Source organism: Gordonia sp. NPDC003425 (assembly GCF_053588635.1).
This window is the reverse complement of sequence record NZ_JBSFQI010000038.1, coordinates 1-2386: the sequence shown is the minus strand read 5'-3', so window position 1 is coordinate 2386 and position 2386 is coordinate 1. Positions and strand designations below refer to the sequence as shown.

Annotated in this window: 2 protein-coding genes; both read right to left on the bottom strand. The window is 64.9% G+C overall.

Annotated features, from left to right (window positions below):
• Positions 1–62: 62 nt before the first annotated feature.
• The gene (gene istB / locus ACWDTD_RS20435) at positions 63–899 is read right to left on the bottom strand and encodes an IS21-like element helper ATPase IstB (RefSeq protein ID WP_449748943.1); all 837 of its coding nucleotides are present in this window, start codon (positions 897–899) and stop codon (positions 63–65) included.
• Positions 896–2251 (bottom strand): IS21 family transposase, encoded by a 1356-nt coding sequence (istA, locus tag ACWDTD_RS20430; RefSeq protein WP_449748942.1) that lies wholly within the window; start codon positions 2249–2251, stop codon positions 896–898. Before istA ends, istB begins: the two co-directional genes overlap by 4 nt.
• Positions 2252–2386: the final 135 nt, after the last annotated feature.

Sequence of the window (2386 nt, the reverse complement as noted above, 5' to 3'; positions counted from 1 at the left end):
TGACGAGGCTCATCGATCTTCCCCAGGTGTGCTCACTGAAATTCCCTACCCGGAGGCGGCTTCTACTCTAGCGTTCGTCGGGTCGGTGTGGTCGCGGTGCGCTGGTTTTGGGAGCGGGCATGGTGGTCGCGTAGGCGGTAGGAGTCGCCGTCGAGTTTGAGCACGACGGAGCGGTGTAGTAGCCGGTCGAGCATGGCCGCGGCGACGGTGGTATCGCCGAGGACTTCACCCCACTCGGCCACCGACCTGTTGGTGGTGATCACGATGCTGGTTTTCAAATAGCGTTGTGCCACAACTTGAAACAATGCTGACGCGGCCTCGGCGGGTAGTGGCAGGTAGCCGAGTTCATCGATCACCAGCAGCGTGGGTCCGGCAAAGAACCGCATGCAGGTGGCCCAGCGGCCCTCGATGGCGGCTTTGTGGCAGCGGGCGGCCAGATCGGCGGCGGTGGTGACGTAGGTGCGGTAGCCGGCGTGGACCGCGGCGCGGGCCAGACCGACTGCGAGGTGGGTTTTGCCGGTCCCGGGTGGCCCGATGAGCAGCACGTTGGTCGCTGATTCCAGGTAGGCGCAGGTGCCCAACTCGCGGATGAGGTGGCGATCCACGCCAGGAGCGGCGTCGTAGTCGAACCCGTCGAGGGTGGCTGGGGTGGGTAGGCAGGCGAACCGTAACCGGCCGGCCAGACGGCGGGCTTCGGTCGCGGAGACCTCGATCGCCAGGAGGTGCTCCAGCATCTGGGTCATCGACCACTCTTCGTCGCCGGCGGTCTGCAGCACCGAAGGTAGTGCTTCGGCGGCCGCGTCGAGTTTGAGCACGGCGAGGTGGCCCCGCAACTTCTGATAGGTCGAGACCGCCGTCTGGTTCTGTGGCTTGGGTGTCGTGGTGGTGTTGGTGGTCATGGCAGTTGGGTCCTGTTCTGGGCGGCGCGTTCGTACACGCTCATATCGATGACCGATGGTCCGGCATGAGCCGATGTGGACTTGGTCGTGGTTGTGTTGTGGCGCAACTGTTCTGCGGCCTGGAGAGCTTGTTGGCCGGGTGGGATGCGTTCTTTGCGGCGATGCGGTCTGCCGCCGGTGACCGCGGCAGCCATGGCTGCCTGATCTAGGGCGACAACATGGCCGTGGTCGCGGATCTGGGCGCCGGTGCCGGGTGCGGCGAGGCGGTGTCGGGCGATCACGATCCCCGAGGTGGTGGCGATGTCGATATGTCCCTCACCGAGGCGTTCGGTCACCGTCACCTCGGCCATCGCCAGCTCCGGTGGCACCGAGTACTGATTTCCGCGCCAGGCGATGAGCGCTTGGCGAGACGCCGTCCTGGTTTCACTCACCGACGCCGGGAACGGCTTCGCCGGTGCTGGAGACAGTGGTTCGCGTTGGGCGATGGTGGCGACGTTGTAGCGGCCATCACGGGTGCGGCGCATCCGCACATCTGAGCGGGTACGACAGAACTTGTCCAGGCTAGCTTGGGCCTGTTCGACGGTGATGTCATCGGCTACGGTGCGCCACCACCGTTGAGCAGCAACACGATTCGCTGACTCGACGACGCCTTTGCGGTTACCGCGTCGTGGCGGGCAGATTGCCACCGCAACGCCGTAATGTTTGGCCACTGCGGCGAACTCCGATGTCACGGCGCCGGTGGCCGGGTGACAGACCGTGGCCATCCGGTCGAACCGCCACACCTTCGTCACCCCGCCAAGCCGGCGGGTGATGCGATCGAGGCCGGCGACCACGTGCGGGCGAGTCATATTCGGTGCCAGATAGCCGCGCCAGCGCCCGGAGTGTGCCAACGATCCGACGAACAAGTACGCCGTCGATCCCCACCCCCAAGAGGTCGGCGGATGGGGTAGTTCGAGCCAATCCCATTGTGTCTCTTCACCAGGTGGATGCTCGATCACCGCATTGGGCCGGTGAATGGCGGTGGCGCACTGCTCGCACGTCGGTCGCAAATCACGTGCCCGGATCTGACGAGTCAGGGTTTGGTACGACTGGGTGTAGCCGAGTTCTTCGAGTTCGTCGCACAGCGTGCGCGCCCACAGATGCGGATCCTCAGCCAGGCGTGCGGTCACGTAGGGCGCGAACGGTTCGAACGGATCCTCATCCGGCTTCTTGCGTTGGCCCGGTGAGCGCACCCCGTTCAGATACGCCCGGATGGTCTTGCGGTCATGCCCGGTATGGCGGGCGATCGCCGAGATCGACCACCCCCGTTTGCGTAGTGCGTGTACTTCCACATCGTCCTCCCATGTCAACATGAGAAAGCGGGCCTCCCTGGAGCTGGTGCGTGGTCAGAGACCATCAGCATCTCGGGAGGCCCGCCTTCGCTGGCGGAGCCACACGGGTGGGGAATTTAGGTGAGCATCACTGGGGAATTTCGATGAGCGCCGTCA

Coding starts and splice junctions, on each gene's coding strand:
- istB (WP_449748943.1), bottom strand. CDS start 899: ATGACCACCAACACCACCACGACACCCAAGCCACAGAACCAGACGGCG.
- istA (WP_449748942.1), bottom strand. CDS start 2,251: ATGTTGACATGGGAGGACGATGTGGAAGTACACGCACTACGCAAACGG.